The 16,468-nt window shown below is 59.8% G+C and carries 15 protein-coding genes; 10 read left to right on the top strand and 5 right to left on the bottom strand.

What is annotated here, in order from left to right; translation table 11 throughout:
• Positions 1-82: 82 nt before the first annotated feature.
• The 5 genes from CHB75_RS10435 to CHB75_RS10415 form a co-directional block, all read right to left on the bottom strand.
• Positions 83-1,177, bottom strand: a complete 1,095-nt coding sequence (locus CHB75_RS10435) for a sensor histidine kinase (RefSeq protein WP_089270495.1) — start codon at positions 1,175-1,177, stop codon at positions 83-85.
• Positions 1,177-1,644, bottom strand: a complete 468-nt coding sequence (locus tag CHB75_RS10430) for a response regulator (RefSeq protein WP_217898778.1) — start codon at positions 1,642-1,644, stop codon at positions 1,177-1,179. The genes CHB75_RS10435 and CHB75_RS10430 overlap by 1 nt, the downstream gene beginning before the upstream one ends.
• Positions 1,641-3,911 (bottom strand): sensor histidine kinase, encoded by a 2,271-nt coding sequence (locus tag CHB75_RS10425; protein ID WP_176439115.1) that lies wholly within the window; start codon positions 3,909-3,911, stop codon positions 1,641-1,643. Before CHB75_RS10425 ends, CHB75_RS10430 begins: the two co-directional genes overlap by 4 nt.
• 127 nt (positions 3,912-4,038) lie before the next feature.
• The gene (locus CHB75_RS10420; RefSeq protein ID WP_089270493.1) at positions 4,039-4,758 is read right to left on the bottom strand and encodes a response regulator; all 720 of its coding nucleotides are present in this window, start codon (positions 4,756-4,758) and stop codon (positions 4,039-4,041) included.
• Between the two features lie 92 nt (positions 4,759-4,850).
• Positions 4,851-5,279, bottom strand: a complete 429-nt coding sequence (locus CHB75_RS10415) for a response regulator (protein ID WP_089270492.1) — start codon at positions 5,277-5,279, stop codon at positions 4,851-4,853.
• A gap of 372 nt (positions 5,280-5,651) precedes the next feature.
• On the opposite strand from CHB75_RS10415, the gene CHB75_RS10410 reads away from it, so the two are divergent.
• From CHB75_RS10410 to CHB75_RS10365, 10 genes are all read left to right on the top strand, one after another.
• A complete protein-coding gene (locus tag CHB75_RS10410; RefSeq protein ID WP_176439114.1) occupies positions 5,652-6,401 on the top strand; it encodes a sensor histidine kinase in 750 nt (249 codons plus the stop codon).
• A 356-nt stretch (positions 6,402-6,757) separates the two neighbouring features.
• Positions 6,758-8,155 (top strand): hypothetical protein, encoded by a 1,398-nt coding sequence (locus tag CHB75_RS10405; RefSeq protein WP_089270490.1) that lies wholly within the window; start codon positions 6,758-6,760, stop codon positions 8,153-8,155.
• Entirely contained in the window at positions 8,139-8,807 is a 669-nt protein-coding gene (locus CHB75_RS10400) for an HAD family hydrolase (protein WP_089270489.1), read from the top strand. Before CHB75_RS10405 ends, CHB75_RS10400 begins: the two co-directional genes overlap by 17 nt.
• Before the next feature lie 15 nt (positions 8,808-8,822).
• Entirely contained in the window at positions 8,823-9,779 is a 957-nt protein-coding gene (locus CHB75_RS10395) for a sugar-binding transcriptional regulator (protein ID WP_245840883.1), read from the top strand.
• 145 nt (positions 9,780-9,924) lie between these two features.
• Positions 9,925-11,241 (top strand): ABC transporter substrate-binding protein, encoded by a 1,317-nt coding sequence (locus CHB75_RS10390; RefSeq protein WP_089270488.1) that lies wholly within the window; start codon positions 9,925-9,927, stop codon positions 11,239-11,241.
• A gap of 183 nt (positions 11,242-11,424) precedes the next feature.
• The gene (locus CHB75_RS10385) at positions 11,425-12,297 is read left to right on the top strand and encodes a carbohydrate ABC transporter permease (protein ID WP_089270487.1); all 873 of its coding nucleotides are present in this window, start codon (positions 11,425-11,427) and stop codon (positions 12,295-12,297) included.
• A 46-nt stretch (positions 12,298-12,343) separates the two neighbouring features.
• Positions 12,344-13,174, top strand: a complete 831-nt coding sequence (locus CHB75_RS10380; RefSeq protein ID WP_089270486.1) for a carbohydrate ABC transporter permease — start codon at positions 12,344-12,346, stop codon at positions 13,172-13,174.
• 12 nt (positions 13,175-13,186) lie between these two features.
• Positions 13,187-14,191, top strand: a complete 1,005-nt coding sequence (locus tag CHB75_RS10375; RefSeq protein ID WP_089270485.1) for an ABC transporter ATP-binding protein — start codon at positions 13,187-13,189, stop codon at positions 14,189-14,191.
• Positions 14,188-14,955 (top strand): L-iditol 2-dehydrogenase, encoded by a 768-nt coding sequence (locus tag CHB75_RS10370; protein WP_089270484.1) that lies wholly within the window; start codon positions 14,188-14,190, stop codon positions 14,953-14,955. The genes CHB75_RS10375 and CHB75_RS10370 overlap by 4 nt, the downstream gene beginning before the upstream one ends.
• The gene (locus tag CHB75_RS10365) at positions 14,955-16,430 is read left to right on the top strand and encodes a mannitol dehydrogenase family protein (RefSeq protein WP_089270483.1); all 1,476 of its coding nucleotides are present in this window, start codon (positions 14,955-14,957) and stop codon (positions 16,428-16,430) included. The genes CHB75_RS10370 and CHB75_RS10365 overlap by 1 nt, the downstream gene beginning before the upstream one ends.
• Positions 16,431-16,468 lie beyond the last annotated feature (38 nt).

Below are 16,468 nucleotides of genomic sequence, written 5' to 3'. Positions count from 1 at the left end.
GAATGGCAACTCGCGAAATGTGCGCTCTTGCCGCGGCCTGATCGGCGGGCGATCTGGCGGTGTGTTTCGCGGGCGCGGCCGATCACGGCAATATCTGCCCCGCAGGTTGGACCGGAAGGTCCAGAATGAACTGTGTCCCCTCACCCGGAGTTGATTCGACACGAATCCTGCCGCGATGACGTTTGATGATGCGCGCGCAGGTGGCCAGACCCAACCCGGATCCCTTGAATTCGGACTGATGGTTCAGGCGCATGAAGGGTTCGAACATCTTGGGCAGATCCTGCTTGGCGATGCCGATGCCATTATCCGCAAACACGATCTGCGCCATGTTCCCGTTCTGGCCTGCCCCGGTTATGCGCACAACCGGCGGGCGGCCGACGCAGAATTTGATTCCGTTGGCGATGATGTTCTGGAACAGCTGGCTCAGTTGCGCGCGGTCGCCGTAAAGGGTGGGCAGATGGTCCGTTTCGATGGTGGCGCCTGCCTCGCTTATTTCCATGGCCAGAAATTCGGTCACATCGGCGATGATATCTGCTGTTTCCATCTTCTCGAAAGTTGGCGGGCGATCCAGAAATGCATAGGCGCGCAGGCTTTTGAGCAGCGCCGACATGCGCCGGGTCTGATTTTGCATCTTGTGGGAAATTTCTGACACGCCGTCCAGATCGCCATCTTCAATATGTTCCAGCAAGATGTCGGACAGCATGTCGACCCCCCGGATCGGCGCGGCGAGGTCGTGCACCAGGACATGGACAAAGGCCTCGAGCTCTGTGTGCTGCGCGGTGATCTGGGATCTGAGTCGTGCAAGTTTGAGCGCGTTTTCCGCGCTTCTCTGGATGGCGTTTTCGTTGAGATCCCGTTTCGGGATATATTCGGTCGCGCCCGCCGAGATTGCGGCTGCGGCAATCTTTTCATCGCCCTGGCCGGTCACCACCACAATTGCCAGATCCGGCCAGATTTTCAGCATCTTGGCGACGGCCGAGAGCCCGTCCATGTCGGGCATGTTATAGTCCAGAAAGGCGATTTCGGGCTGATTGTCGTGATCACCGGCAAGCGCCTGTGTCAGCGAAGAGAATTCGCTGAGTCGACAGGCCAGACCGGAGCGGCGCAGATAGCGCGAGATGGCCTTGCGATCGCCTGCGTCGTCATCAATGATCCAGGCGGTATAACTGTCGGGCATCAGATGTGCCCGCAATTCGCGCTGATGTCTGGAATCTCAACAAGACGCCAATAGGCACCGAGCATTTCCATCAATTTCAAAAAATCACGCCCCGCTGTCTGTTTCAGAATATAGCCTGCCACCAGGTTGTCGTAGGCGGCGTTTATGTCGCGCTCGTCGTCCGAGGTGGTCAGCATGAACACGATTGATCGATTAAGTTCCGGTGTTTCGCGCAACTTTGCCACCATTTCGTGGCCGTTCATCACCGGCATGTTCACGTCTACCAGAAGTATGTAGCGACGAGGGGGGGTGGCCTCGGTTTCCTGCTTGAGAAATTGCAGAGCCTTGGCCCCGTTCGTCAGGCGGATGATCGGATTGCTGATCCGGGCCGCGGCGAAGGCACGGCGGACCGCCTTGGCGTCGCCGTCATCGTCCTCGACCAGCAGAATGGAAACCTGCGTGTTCGTGCCTTTGACGTGCATATTCATGCCGCCTCCTCTCGCGATGATGCGTTTTTCCAGAACTTCGGGAGTGTGAATTCGAAGGTCGTGCTCCTGACGCCGTCAGAGATCAGGCGGAGTGAGCCTCCGAACACTTCGACGTTTTTCTTGACCATGGCCAACCCCATTCCGCTGCCTTCAACTTCGTCCCGGGGATGCAATGTCTGGAACAGGCCAAAGACACGTTCGTGATGTTCGGGCGCGATTCCCGGACCGTCATCGGTCACCCTGAAGGTCACCGCATCGGCCGTTTCGGTGATCTCAAGCTGGATACGCCCGGCGCTGCGGTCATGGTGCTTGATCGCATTGCCGATCAGGTTCTGCAGGATCGGCCGCAGCGGCAGCACGGGCAAGGTGATATCGTCAAATCCGGGGCCTACCCCGATCTTGAACTCGGGAGTGAAGGGCAACAGCCCGCGCACCTCTTCGAGAAGAACGCTGCCATTGACCATTTGGGTGCCGTGGTCGACACGCCCGATACGAGAGTGTTCAAGCAGGTCGTCAAGCAGCCGTTCCATACGGTTGATCCTGCTGCGGATGAGATCGAGATTTTCACGGGATTCGGGGTCGAGCTTGCCGGCCAGATCCTCTTCGATCCATTTCGAAGCATTGTCGATCACCCGCAGTGGCGCCTTCAGGTCGTGGGATGCCACATAGGCGAAACTGTCCAGTTCCGTGTTGGAGCGTTTCAGTGCCTCGATCAGCGTGGTCAACTCTTGGAGGTGTTGTTCGCGTTCCGAAATGTCACGTACCATAGCAGCGACGTAGAGAGCGGCGCCAACCCGGAAATGGCTGATCGCGACGTCCACGGGAAAGGCGCTGCCATCCTGATGGACGGCGATGAATTCGCGGCTGCCCGTATCCGGCAGCAAGTTTGCGGCATCGAACGGCATTTCTGCCGTGCCGGTGTCGACCCAGTCCGGCATCAGGCGGTTCACATGCCATCCGACGTAATCCACATCGCTCAGCCCGAACATCCTGATCCCTGAGGGGTTGATGGTTCGCAGATGCCCGAGATCGTCCATCGTCAGGACCCCCTCTGCAGTTTGGCGCAGAATGGCCTGCGCCTGATTTGCCTCGTCGATGAGGGCGTTGTTCCTGTCCAGAAAGGCGCGGGCAAGATCCCCGATTTCGTCGCGTGAATTCAACACGGCCTCGATCGGGGCGCGGTTTTCGCTGGGGTTGAGAATCTGGGCGCTGAGCCGTTGTAACGGGCTGGTCAGCAGCCGCGCGAAGATGGCAGAAATGAGCGTGGCGAGCGCAATGAAGATCACCGACCAGGCCGTCGTGCGGCGCACAGCGTCCTTGACCGGGGCCAGAAATGTTCCGGCCGGAAGGCTCGCGACGATCCCGAAGGTGAAGGGCGACCAGGCGCTGCCAACTGCCACCGGAATCAGGATCGAGGCCGCGCCCCGAGACATGGAAACATGCGAGGTGAGCCCCTCAAATCCCGTGATCTGGGATCGCGACAACGGCGTGTCGTCCAGATGAAAAGTGAATTCCGGTGTGGCTTGCCCCGGGCCGAATATCAGCGCATCGCCGTTTTCGTTGAGGGCCGTTATTTGCACCGCAGGCGGAATATTCGGCATCGCGCTGCGTAAAAATGCCTCGTAATCTACGTTTATCACGACTGCGCCGAAAAGATGGCCGTTTTCATCCCTCACCGGTTCGACCAGTCGCATCGTCGGCAAAGGCGGATCGGACACCCCGCCATTTTCACGGTTCAGCGTGACTTTGGAGACGTAGAAGCCGCTTCGGCCCAATGTTGGAAGGGCGAGCAGGTACTCTTCGTTTGCTTTTTCCTGCAGGGCGTCTTTGCTGGTGATCTGAATGCCCGCAGGGCTGCGGTCGACGCGTACGATTTCGCGGCCGTTGTCCGCCAGCCCGATGAAGCGGATCTGCGTGAAGTGCCGCCGCGTCCGTAGAAACGTTGTGAATGCCACCGCGAGGTTTTGTCTGTGCGAATCCAGGCTGCTGCCACTGACCGGATCAAGACGGTCAGGCGCGCGGCTGGCGCGGATGATCTTCTGGATTGGTGTGGCTTCCCTGAGCACATGGGCGTCACTGCGGATGGCCGAGAGCTGAAACTTAAACTTGTCCGCATAAAGTCGGCCCTGGGCTTCGAGCCTTTCGCCCGCAGTCTGGGTGACCAGCCGGTTGGTAATGTAGTAGCTCGTGAGCGTATTTATCACCGCAAGGCTGAAGGTGCTGGCGATTACGATCAGCAGAATTCGACCCCGAAGGGTCGTGGGCAAAAGCCGGTCCGTCACGGACGTCATCAAGGTTTGGATTATTTTGAACATGGGCAGATCGGGTCACGGATGGCACTGTTGGCCAAGTCGCGAACCTGTTCGCGCGGCGGGGTGGCAGGGTGGAAACGGGTCATACGCCCGGCCCCTTTGGCAGGCGGCGCCGGGCGGATCTTTCCAAAAGAGATACTGTATCGGCGTGAAAATCTGAAAGCACTTTCAGTATCTTAAAGCAGTCATCTTCGATTTGGTCGATGTTGTCCTGTTTCGGCATTGTGGATTCGCGTGCCCTGGCTGTTCGTAGAAGGGTGGTGGACAGGAGAGAACGCATCGACCTTGAGAATTTGTTGAGATTCTGCCCGACCGTCCGTTCGAGAGCTGCATCCAAGGTGCTCTCCTTGCTGGCCTCGCGCTGGCTGCACAGCTGTTCTATCGCAGCATCGACCGAGTGGCGCAGCGTGGCCGTTGTCAGTTCTTCCTTCAAAAGATAGTCCGAGCAGCCCTTGCGTATCGCCTCGACCGCGGTCTGGATGCGGCCAACCCCGACAAGCATGATCACGGCGCAACTCGCGGGGTCGATCCGCGATCTGAGAACCTCAACCGCCTGTAATCCGGTCTCTTCCGCGAGGAGGTAATCGACGAACACGAGATCGAAAGCCGACTGGTCCAGCGCATCGGAAAAGGTTTTCAGATCGCTGGCCTCGACCGTTTCGACGGCTATCCCCGCACGATCGCACATCCGTATCAGACGAAGCCGATCCAGTTCGCTGTCGTCGAGAATCAGCACGCGCAACCGGGTGAACGCAGGCCGGAAGCTGTTTGATGTCTGCGGAGCTGTGTTCGTGGCCAGCATGATGTTGCGCTCCTCCGATGACTTTGGCGGCAGCTGCAGTTTGCCTGCAAACTGGCTTCGAAACTGTTAATTGTCTTAGACAAAATCGGGGCTTAGTCCGGCAGGCGGACGATCTTGATATAGGCACCGAGCAGTTCGATCGCTGATTTTATCGAACTGTAGGCGTCCTCTTTGACGATGTAGCCGGCAACCGTCTGCCGGTAGGCCGCGGCGACATCCTTTGGCGCATCCGAGGTGGTAAGCATGAAGACCACGGACCCCTTAAGCTCTGGATTGGTGCGCAGGGCGGCGAGGAATTCATGCCCGTTCATCCGCGGCATGTTGACGTCCAGAAGGATGATGAAGGGGCGGCGCACGGGATCGTGGTCCTTGCTGGTCAGCAATTCGAGTGCCTCAAGGCCATCGCGCGCGATCCGGACCGGATTGGTGATGTTCAGTTTGCGAATCGCCCGTTCGATCGCCATGACTGAAACCTCATCGTCGTCCACAACGAGAAATGTGACGTCTGTTTCATTCATCATTTTATCTCAATCCTGATATGCAGTTGTCCTTGTTGCGCCACGGCTGTGCGCGCTGAGGCGCACAGACCAATGTCAAAGCCGCTGCCGGTCACGAGTGTTAAATGACCCATATTTACCGGCGGTTAACGGCTGCGGATCTATGAAATGAAAATGTAATCGACACCCGGACTCAGGAGGAGTTCTTCGCCAGCACAATTGCGTTTCGTTACATCGATCTGACGGGTAAGGAGGTCGGCCCGCGGACCAGCCCGATATGGCGGGAAGCGCCAATTCCAAATGACGCGCCCCGTCAACTGTTTTCAATAGTGGCCGAAATCAATCGTTACCATGGTCGCTTGTCCGCCCCAAGCTGAAGCCATCCAGGAGTTCACAATGGAAATGCAGAGCCAGGACCTTCATGCAAATGGTCCGAACTATCCTCTCGGGAATACCGAATCCGAGCTTGACGAAATCATGTATCGGATCTCGCATGATTTGCGGGCATCAGTGCGGGCGCTGCAGGAACTGCCCTGCTGGATAGTCGAAGATCTGGAAGAGGCGGCGATTCAATTGCCGGGCAAGAGCGCGCGGCATCTCAAGCTTCTCAGCTCACATGCCACGCGGCTTGATGCGATGCTGAGCGGGCTGCTCGAATACTCTCGCGTTGGACGCATGCAGCAAGTCGAACTGTTGAACCCCTCTGAAATCCTTCAGGATGTTCTGGAGGATATTTCGATCAGTTCGCGGGTCACCGTGCACGATTTGGTCGCGGATCAGCTGGTCCGTATGGGTGAGACCGATCTCAAGCGTGTCTTTGCGATTCTGGTCGGCAACGCGATCGGTTTCCACCCGACACATTCGCCCGAGATTGTCGTAAAGGCGCAGGCGCTGGATTCGGTGAACTGGCAGCTTGAGGTGACCGACGACGGTCCGGGGATTCCGGAGGAAGTGCGTCATCTGATTTTCATGCCAATGTCGAAACTTGTGTCGCGCGATCAGGAAGATGGCGCTGGCATGGGGCTGGCGATTCTGAAAAAGATCGTGCGGACTTATGGCGGCAAGGTTGATGTGAGGACGGCGGCGTCGGGCAAGGGGACAACCTTTACGGTCATCCTGCCGGTTTTGTCGTCGACAGCGGAGTAAGCGGCCGTTCGCGCCTGTGATCCGCGGGTGATTGAACGCGTGATTGCTGGCCTGGCTAGCAACCCCGGATGTTGTGTGAATTGCAGCCGCCACCGTTGCCGGATCGCTCGTCCAGGCGGGCGCGTTTGCGCGGATTGAGATGCCGCGCTGAGCGGACCGGCTGAGGGGCCTGATCGGCCCAAGTGCACCATTCCCGTCGGTGCAGGATCGGCGCTTTGTACGCGGGTTTTCGCGATGCTCGTCAGAGCGGCGTTTGCTGGCGCAGGTGCTTTGCCCCGCATAACGGGGCGCTTTGGCCCCTTGCAAATACCGGACATGGCTTGCAGACATGGACCACGCTACCGGGAAGGCAATTCATGTTCAAAGGACGCCTGGCTGATCGTATCGTCGGGATTTTGCTGACGGCCATCACGATCCTGTTCATTTGCCGCGAATGGGGGATCGCCAGCTGGCCCGGCGCGATGAAGCCTTACCTCGTGATTGTCGTCATCGCATTTTTCGCCATGCAGGTTCGCGCGTCTCGCAAGGCCTTTATCGCCGTTGCCGCCGCGCTGACCGTCGCACTTGCGCTGACACAGGGTGATTGGCAGGCGACGACCATCAGGGCGCTGGAATCCGCAGGGTTTATTGCGGCGTTTTTCTCGGCGCTGTCGACCCTGCGCAATGTGGCGCAGACCTCTCCGGCCATTCAGCAGGCCGGGCGGTTCCTGTCGGAACAGCGCCCGGGGCGGCGCTATGCGGCGCTGACGCTGGGCGGGCAGGGCTTTGCGCTGCTGTTGAATTACGGTGCGATCCAGCTGCTGGGGGCGCTTGCGCTGGCCAATGCCAGCGCCGAGCCCAACGCCGAAATTCGCGGCCATCGCATCCGGCGTATGCTGCTGGCGATTCAGCGGGCGTTTGTGTCGACCCTGCCGTGGTCGCCGCTGTCCTTTGCCGTTGCCATTTCCACCACAGTGGTGCCCGGCACGTCCTGGGCGCAGGCCGTGGTGCCGGGGCTGGTGACCTCGGCGCTGGTGGCAGGCATTGGCTGGGGCCTTGATACCGCGTTCAAACCAAAACTTTCGGCGCCGCCGCCGCAGCGCAGGGATCCGAGCGGCAGTTGGGCGGTGATGACACCGCTGCTGATCCTGTTGGGCCTTCTGGTGAGCAGCGTTACCATTCTGCATTTCCTGACGGATGTGCGGGTGATTGGCCTTGTCACGCTGATCGTGCCGACGATTGCCGTGGGGTGGCTGTTTATCCAGAATCGCGGCCCCGGGGGGCTGGGCGCGATCACGGCCCGGTTGCGCGATTATGTGGTCACGGAGCTGCCGGGGTATCGGTCCGAGCTGACGTTGCTGATGATGGCGGGCTATATCGGCACGGTGGGATCGGCGCTGCTGGTGCCGCTGATTGCGCGTGCGGGGCTGGATGTGGCGGCCCTGCCGACCTGGTTGATCCTTTTGGCGCTGGTCTGGATCATTCCGCTGGCGGGGCAGGCGGGGATGAACCCGATTCTGGCGGTTACGCTTTTGGCACCGCTGGTGCCGGATGCGGCGACGCTGGGCATTGATCCGGTGGCGCTGGTGGTTGCGATCACGGCGGGTTGGGTGCTGAGTGGCATTACATCGCCATTCACCGCGACGACGCTGCTGATCGGGTCCTTTGCGGGCATCAGCGCGCAGAAGGTGGGATTGGTCTGGAATGGCGCATATGCGCTGATCTGTGCGGTAACTCTGTCGATCTGGGTGCTGGTCTATGCCTTCCTTTTCTGACGATATCGACCTTGTGATCTTTGATTGCGACGGTGTGCTGGTCGACAGCGAGATGCTGAGCGCTGAGGTTCTGATCACCGAGTTGGCGGGCGTCGGCATTCATCTTGATCAACCCTATATCCGCAAGCATTTCCTGGGCCGCAGCTTTCCCACCGTCGCCCGCGCGATCAATGCCGCATTCGACACGGACCTGCCCGAAGGGTTCGAGGCGCGCTATCGTTCGGCGCTTTTGAAACGGTTCCAGACCGAGCTGCGCCCGACTGATGGCGTTGTATCGGTGCTGTCGCGGCTTGGCTGCTCGGCCTGCGTCGCGACAAGTTCGAGCCCGCCGCGCGCGCAGAATTCGCTGCAGGTCACCGGCCTTGCGCAGTTCTTTGGCCCGAACGTTTTCACCGCGTCGCAGGTGCGCAACGGTAAACCCGCGCCGGATCTTTTTCTGTTTGCTGCCAGTCAGATGCACGTTCCGCCGGATCGTGTTCTGGTGATCGAGGACAGTCGCCCGGGCATGACGGCGGGGCTTGCGGCGGGCATGAAAGTGATGCGCTATACGGGCGGTTCACACCTTGCCGGGCATGTGCCCGACGCTGAGGAAACCGTCACATGTTTTGACAGCTGGTCAAATTTCCCGCAGAACCTGCTTTCATCTGATTGAGAAGGAGAGGTTGCTGTGACCCTGGGACGCATCACGCCGGAAACAACACGTCTGGACGATGCGGCGCGGGCAGGGTGGCTGTACTATGTCGCCGGCAACACTCAGGACGAGATCGCGCGCAAGCTGGGCGTGTCGCGCCAGTCGGTGCAGCGGCTGGTGTCGCTGGCGATGTCCGAACGGCTGGTCAAGGTGCGCATCGACCACCCGATTGCCGCCTGCATGGATCTGGCGATGGCGCTGACCGAACGGTTCGGCCTGCGGTTCTGCGAGGTGGTTCCGTCCGACCCGGACGCGCCGGATCTGCTGACCGGGGTTGCGATCGCTGCGGCGGCGGAACTGGAGCGTCGGCTGAAACTGCCCGAACCGCAGATCATTGCGCTGGGGACGGGCCGCGCGCTGAAGGCCTGTGTCGAGCAGTTGCCGCGCATGTCCTGCCCGCAGCACCGGATCGTTTCACTGCTGGGCAACATGATGGCCGATGGTTCGGCGACGCCCTATAACGCGACAATCCGCATGGCTGACCGGGTGGGCGCGCAGCACTATCCCTATCCATTGCCCGTGCTGGCCCGCGACGAAGAAGAGCTGCGCCTGCTACAGGGGCAGGAGGCGGTGCGCCACACGCTGGAACTGTGCAAGCGCGCCGATCTGACCCTGGTGGGTATTGGCAACATGGGGCGTTCGGCGCCGCTGTATGTCGATGGCTTCATCTCGGACGCCGAAATGGAGATACTGGAGGCCGCCGGTGCGACCGGAGAGATCACCAGCTGGATCTACGATGCGCAGGGCGTGCGGATCGACACAGATTTTAACAGCCGCGTCGCCAGCGCGCCACTGCCCGTGGCGAGTGACCGTGATGTGGTTGCTGTTGCCGTCGGGCAGGCCAAGATTGCGGCGATCAAGGCGGCGATTGCCGGTAACCTGATCAGTGGTCTGATCACCAATGAATCGACCGCCGCGAGCCTTCTCGCCTGAAATTTCCCTTAAGAATTTAAGTTTTTCAGGGTTTTGCCTGAAATATTTGCGTCTTGTGAATGCAACTCTTGACAGACTCACTTTGCTGAGCGAACATTTGCCCACGCGATAAGCATTTGCCCAATGTGGCAATAGGGAGGAAATTATGACAATTCGACTGAGCACCCTTTTGGGTGCAACTGCTCTGTGCGCCGCCGCTGGCATTGCCAGCGCCCAGGATACGACGATCACCATTGCGACCGTGAACAACGGCGACATGATCCGGATGCAGGGCCTGACCGACGATTTCAAAGCCAAGAACCCCGGCATCGATGTCGAGTGGGTTACCTTGGAAGAAAACGTTCTGCGCCAGCGTGTGACCACGGACGTTGCAACCAAGGGCGGTCAGTACGACGTGATGACCATCGGCACCTACGAAGTTCCGATCTGGGGCAAGCAGGGCTGGCTGGTTTCGCTGAACGATCTGCCCGAAAGCTATGATGCCGACGATATCCTGCCCGCCATCCGTGGTGGCCTGACCGTCGATGGCGAACTTTATGCCGCGCCGTTCTATGGCGAATCCTCGATGGTGATGTACCGCACCGATCTGATGGAGAAGGCCGGTCTGGAAATGCCCGACGCGCCGACATGGGCGTTCATCAAGGAAGCCGCGGCGGCAATGACCGACAAGGATGGCGAGATCTACGGCATCTGTCTGCGTGGCAAGGCCGGCTGGGGCGAGAACATGGCCTTCCTGACCGCCATGTCCAACTCTTACGGTGCGCGTTGGTTCGACGAGAACTGGCAGCCGCAATTCGACAGTGACGCATGGAAGGCGACGCTGACCGACTATCTTGACCTGATGAACAACTACGGCCCTCCCGGTTCGTCCAGCAACGGTTTCAACGAGAACCTGTCGCTGTTCCAGACCGGCAAGTGCGGCATGTGGATCGACGCAACCGTTGCGGCATCCTTTGTGACCAACCCGACGGATTCTTCCGTAGCGGACAAGGTCGGCTTTGCTCTTGCGCCTGACAATGGTCTGGGCAAGCGCGGCAACTGGCTCTGGGCATGGTCGCTGGGCATCCCGGCGGGCACTCAGAAAGAGGAAGCTGCCAAGAAGTTCGTCGAATGGGCGACCTCGAAGGAATACCTCGCACTGGTGGCTGAAAACGAAGGCTGGGCCAATGTTCCCCCCGGCACACGTCAGTCGCTTTATGACAATGCGGAGTACCAGAAGGTTCCGTTCGCCAAGATGACGCTCGAGTCGATCAACTCGGCTGACCCGACCAACCCGACCGTGGATCCGGTGCCTTATACCGGTGTCCAGTTTGTCGCGATCCCCGAGTTCCAGGGCATTGCTACCGGTGTCGGCCAGCAATTCTCGGCAGCACTTGCCGGGCAGATGTCGGCGGAAGATGCGCTTGCCGCGGCCCAGACCATGGCCACACGCGAGATGACACGCGCGGGTTACATCAAGTAAATACCTCCCCCCGGCGGGGCCAATGCTTGGCCCCGCCCATCTAACCTGCAAATAATGCTGGCTTTGCCACATTTTTGCAGGTTAGGCTGATACTGACCTTTAAAGCGACTCCTGTGCGTAAATCTCCCGGATACCGGGTTCTATACGCGTCGCTATAACTCTGTCCGCACCAGGAGAGTATTGATGTCCACCCAGCATTCCCGATCCGCCGCACGTCTCATGATCTCGCCTTCGGTCATTCTGCTTTTGGCGTGGATGATCATCCCGCTGAGCCTGACGCTCTACTTTTCCTTCCTGCGCTACAACCTGCTGATGCCGGGGGCGAACCCCTTTGTCGGCTTTGAAAACTACACCTATTTCCTGACCGATCCGGCGTTCTTTTCCGCCCTGACCAACACGCTTGTGCTGGTTGGTGGTGTGCTGATCATCACCATCGTTGGCGGCGTGCTGCTGGCATTGCTGCTGGATCAGCCGATGTGGGGGCAGGGGATCGTGCGGATCCTGGTGATTGCGCCATTCTTTGTCATGCCGACCGTGTCCGCGCTGGTGTGGAAGAACATGTTCATGAACCCGGTGAACGGGCTTTTCGCCTACATGGCCAAGTTCCTGGGTCTGCAACCGTTTGATTTTCTTGCACATGCCCCGCTGGCATCGATCATCCTGATCGTCAGCTGGCAATGGCTGCCGTTCGCCACGCTGATCCTGCTGACCGCGATGCAGTCGTTGGACAGTGAGCGCATGGAAGCGGCCGAAATGGACGGGGCGGGGCCGCTGGCGCGGTTCTTCTACATGGTCGTGCCGCACCTTTCGCGTGCCATCACCGTGGTGATCCTGATCCAGACGATCTTTCTTCTGTCGGTCTTCGCCGAGATCCTCGTGACCACCAACGGCGGCCCGGGCACCTCATCGACGAACCTGACTTACCTGGTCTACGCCCAGTCGCTGCTGAACTTTGACGTTGGCGGTGGATCGGCTGGCGGTGTCGTCGCCATCATCCTGGCCAATATCGTTGCGATCTTCCTGATGCGGATGATCGGCAAGAACCTGGACGCGTGATCATGACCCCGACACAGATCACACACTCCCATAAGGAGATATTCTGATGGCCCGCGCAGTCACAACCAACCGCAAGATCACCATGACCGTGATCGCCTGGAGCATCGGGTTCCTGATCTTCTTTCCGATCCTCTGGACCGTTCTCACCAGCTTCAAGAGCGAAGCCGAGGCGATCGCATCGCCGCCGAGCTTTGTGTTCTTTGACTGGACGATCGAGAACTATGGCATCGTGATGGAACGCTCGAACTACTTCCGGTTCTTCATGAACTCGGTGGTGATTTCGGTCGGTTCGACCCTGATCGGGCTGATCATCGCCGTGCCCGCCGCCTGGTCGATGGCCTTTGTGCCGGGGAAGGGCACCAAGAACATTCTGATGTGGATGCTGTCGACCAAGATGCTGCCCCCCGTCGGCGTGCTGATCCCGATCTATCTGATCTTCAAGAACGTCGGGCTGCTTGATACCCGCACCGGTCTGGTGATTGTGCTGACGCTGATCAACCTGCCGATCATCATCTGGATGCTCTACACCTACTTCAAGGAAATCCCTGTTGATATCCTTGAGGCGGCCCGGATGGATGGCGCGTCGCTGCGCAACGAGATCATCTATGTCCTGACGCCGATGGCGGTACCGGGCATTGCATCGACCATGCTGCTCAACATCATCCTGGCCTGGAACGAGGCATTCTGGACGCTGAACCTGACGGCCGCCAATGCCGCGCCGCTCACGGCCTTTATCGCCAGCTATTCCTCACCCGAGGGGCTGTTTTACGCAAAACTCAGCGCGGCCAGCACCATGGCCATCGCGCCAATCCTCATCATGGGCTGGTTCAGCCAGAAACAGCTTGTCCGTGGCCTCACCTTCGGCGCCGTCAAATAAGGAAGTATACTCATGGGACGCATTACTCTTGACAAGGTGGCCAAGCGCTTCGGCGAAGTCGAGGTCATCCCGCCGCTGGATCTGACGATCGAAGAAGGCGAATTCGTGGTTTTCGTCGGCCCCTCGGGCTGCGGTAAATCCACCCTGCTGCGCCTGATCGCCGGGCTAGAGGACGTCAGCGGCGGCCAGATCCGCATCGACGGCAAAGACGCCACCGAAACGCCGCCCGCCAAGCGCGGTCTTGCGATGGTGTTTCAAAGCTACGCGCTATATCCGCATATGTCGGTTCGCAAGAATATCGCATTTCCGCTGAAAATGGCGGGGATGCCTGAGGATGAGCAGAAGCGGCGGATCGACAATGCCGCGAAGGTTCTGAACCTAACCGACTACATCGACCGCCGCCCCGGGCAGTTGTCGGGTGGTCAGCGTCAGCGGGTGGCCATTGGCCGCGCTATTGTGCGTGAACCGGCGGCATTCCTGTTTGACGAACCTTTGTCGAACCTTGATGCCGCCCTGCGCGTCGGGATGCGGCTTGAGATCACGGAACTTCATGCCCGGCTCAAGACCACGATGATCTATGTGACCCACGATCAGGTCGAAGCCATGACCATGGCCGACAAGATCGTCGTGCTGCGTGCCGGTCACATCGAACAGGTCGGGTCGCCGCTGGAACTGTACCGCACGCCGCGTAACCTGTTTGTGGCTGGTTTCATCGGATCACCCAAGATGAACCTGATCGAAGGTTCCGAGGCGTCCAAGCATGGCTGCAAGACCATCGGCATCCGCCCCGAACATATCAGCGTCTCAGCGACCGAAGGCATGTGGAAGGGCCGCGTTGGCGTGTCCGAACACCTGGGGTCGGATACGTTCTTTTATGTGCATGACACCGGCCTTGCCGATGACATGACCGTCCGCGTTCCGGGCGAAGTCGAGTTGAAGGCCGGGGATGACGTTTACCTGACCCCCGACATGGAAAAAATGCACCGCTTTGACGACTCGGGGCTGCGCCTTTCATGACACGGCTTGCGGGTAAAACCGCCCTGATCACCGGTGCCGCCCGCGGCATCGGCAGAACCTTTGCCGAGGCCTATATTCGCGAAGGCGCCCGGGTGGCGATTGCCGATATCAACCTTGAAGCGGCGCAAAAGACCGCGAGTGAAATCGGAGCTGAGGCGGTGCATGTGGATGTTTCGGATCAGGCCAGCATTGACGCCTGCGTGGCCGAAGCCGTGTCGAAACTGGGTGGCATCGACATCCTGATCAACAACGCGGCGATCTTTAGCGCCGCGCCGATCGCCGAGATCGCGCGTGCGGATTATGACCGCGTGTTTGGCATCAACGTCGCAGGCACGCTGTTCATGATGCAGGCGGTCGCCAAGTCGATGGTGGCGCGCGGGCAAGGTGGCAAGATCATCAACATGGCCAGCCAAGCGGGGCGGCGGGGCGAAGCGCTTGTCGCGGTCTACTGTGCGTCAAAGGCGGCTGTGATCAGCCTGACGCAATCGGCGGGGCTGGACCTGATCAAACACGGCATCAACGTCAATGCCATCGCGCCCGGCGTGGTCGATGGCGAACACTGGGACGGCGTCGATGCGTTCTTTGCTAAATATGAAAACCTGAAACCCGGCGAAAAGAAGCAACAGGTCGGCGCGGCCGTGCCCTACGGGCGCATGGGCACCGCAGACGACCTGAGCGGCATGGCGATCTTCCTTGCCACGCCCGAGGCCGACTACATCGTCGCCCAATGCTTTAACGTCGATGGCGGAAACTGGATGAGCTGATGGCACTGCACCTTGATAATTCTGCGCTGGACAAACTGCCTGCGGGCGTTGCCGCCCCGGCCTATGACCGCAGCGCGCTGACCCCCGGCATCCTGCATGTCGGTGTGGGCAACTTTCACCGCGCCCATATGGCGGTCTACCTTGACCGTCTGTTTGCCACTGGGGCCAGCCATGACTGGGCGCTGGTGGGTGCCGGCGTGCGCCCCGGCGACAGCGCAATGCGCGACCGGCTGGCGGCGCAGGACTGGCTGACCACAGTTGTCGAGCTTGACCCAAAGGGGCTGTCTGCCCAGGTCACCGGCGCGATGATCGACTTTGTCGAGGTTGATGCGGACAAGACCGTGGCCCGCATGGCCGAGGCCGATATCCGCATCGTTTCGCTGACCATCACCGAAGGCGGCTATTATGTGAATGCCCGCACCACTGGATTTGACGCCGAACACGCCGATATGACAGCCGATGCCGCATCCCCGGATGCGCCCAAGACGGTGTTTGGCATGATCCTCAAGGCGCTGCGACAGCGCCGGGATGCCGGGCTGGAGCCGTTCACGGTGCTGTCCTGCGACAACCTGCCGGAAAACGGCCATGTAGCGGAACAGACCGTCACCGGGCTGGCCCGCCTGTCCGACCCGGCGTTCGCCGATTGGATCAGTGCAAACATCGCCTTTCCGAATTCGATGGTGGATTGCATCACGCCGGCGACGTCTGATCGCGAACGCGCGATGGTGATGGACAAGTTCGGCATCATCGACGCCGCACCTGTGGTTTGCGAACCCTTCCGGCAGTGGGTGCTTGAGGATACCTTTCCCCAAGGTCGCCCGGCGCTGGAAACCGTCGGGGCCGAATTTGTCGAAAACGTCGCGCCATATGAGCTGATGAAGCTGCGTATCCTGAATGGTGGGCACGCGGCGATTGCCTATCCTTCGGCGCTGCTGGGACATCATTTCGTGCATGATGGCATGGCCGATCCGCGCATTCGTGCATGGCTCACCGCGATTGAGACGCGTGAATTCATGCCCTCGCTCAAGCCGATCCCGGGTGTGAGCTATGACGCCTATTTCGAAAAGATCCTTGAGCGGTTTTCCAATCCCGAGGTTGGGGATACGGTCCAGCGTCTGTGCCTTGACGGGTCGAACCGCCAGCCCAAGTTCGTGCTGCCGATCCTGTCCGAAGCGCTGGCCGAGAATACCGCGTTTCAGGGCCTCGCGCTGGAAGTCGCGCTTTGGTGCCGTTACTGCGCGGGCACCGACGATGCCGGTCAACCGATGCTGGTCAATGACGACAACGCCGAAATGTTGACGCGGCTTGCGCTGGAGTCCAAGGAAACGCCTTCGGCTTTCCTGACGAACGAAGCCGTGTTCGGGGCGCTGTCTGAATCTGACGCGTTTCAGTCTGCCTTTGCCGCCTGGCTGGACGCGCTTTGGTCTGATGGGGTTGAGGCGACGCTGAAGGCCTATGTGGATCAGACCGGGTAGGGCACGCCTTTCTGAAACGTCATTGGGCGGCGCCAGAT

Source organism: Puniceibacterium sediminis (assembly GCF_900188035.1).
GTDB lineage: Bacteria > Pseudomonadota > Alphaproteobacteria > Rhodobacterales > Rhodobacteraceae > Puniceibacterium > Puniceibacterium sediminis.
The sequence above is the reverse complement of the archived record's forward strand: the minus strand, read 5'-3'. Positions and strand labels throughout refer to the sequence as shown.